Below are 714 nucleotides of genomic sequence, written 5' to 3'. Positions count from 1 at the left end.
ATGCTCTCTTTGTTCCAACTGCTGATTCGAAATGGCCCAGTACCGATATGATATGAATAACCCGAGCCAAAAGAGGCCGTGTCTCGACACAATATTGAGGCATGTGGCGTGGCTAACATGTATGGAAAGAATTGGTTTGCGCGTTTGAGCACTATCTTCAAGCAGTTCGGTGTTTCGGCTGTAACGGTTTCAATGCATTGCCAGAGCTCATAAACCGGTCCTTTAATTTGCTTGAGTCTTTCTAAACTCCAAACCACGTCGTCTATGCTCAGAAGCTCACCATCATGACGAAAAATGCCCGGCCTTAACCATAACGTCATGACGTTTTCTTCCATTTTCCATTCATGCGCTAAAGCGGGCTCGATGCCACCATTGGAGTTTTGTGTTAGCAGCCCATCATAAACACTTTTGACTACGTGTAATTCGGTATGACGGAAAGTCTCTGCGGGATCGATATTTGAAACCCACGGATAAGAAGAAATAAGAATGGCGTTTTTAGACTCATTCAGCTCGTTCACTTTTTCTGATGCAATCGTAAGCGAACGAACCGCCGTTTGGCCGAACCAGTCGATAAGCTTTGTTATCGAATTCATTCTGCCCCTAGCAAGCTCTTCCACCAAAAACTCGGTCATCGCTTGTTGCAAAGTAATGGTGATACTCAAACGGCTTGGGTTGCTTCGCCCAATCGCCGGTTGCCAATCCACCCAACCGTAA

1 protein-coding gene is annotated in these 714 nt (G+C 45.9%); it reads right to left on the bottom strand.

Annotated features, from left to right (window positions below; genetic code table 11):
* The coding region (locus R7Z77_RS25560) for an ABC transporter substrate-binding protein (RefSeq protein ID WP_318137076.1) at positions 1–714 on the bottom strand (714 nt) is incomplete at both ends.

The sequence above is a fragment of the Vibrio sp. 1401 genome (assembly GCF_033340295.1).
This window is presented reverse-complemented; position numbering and strand designations above follow the sequence as displayed.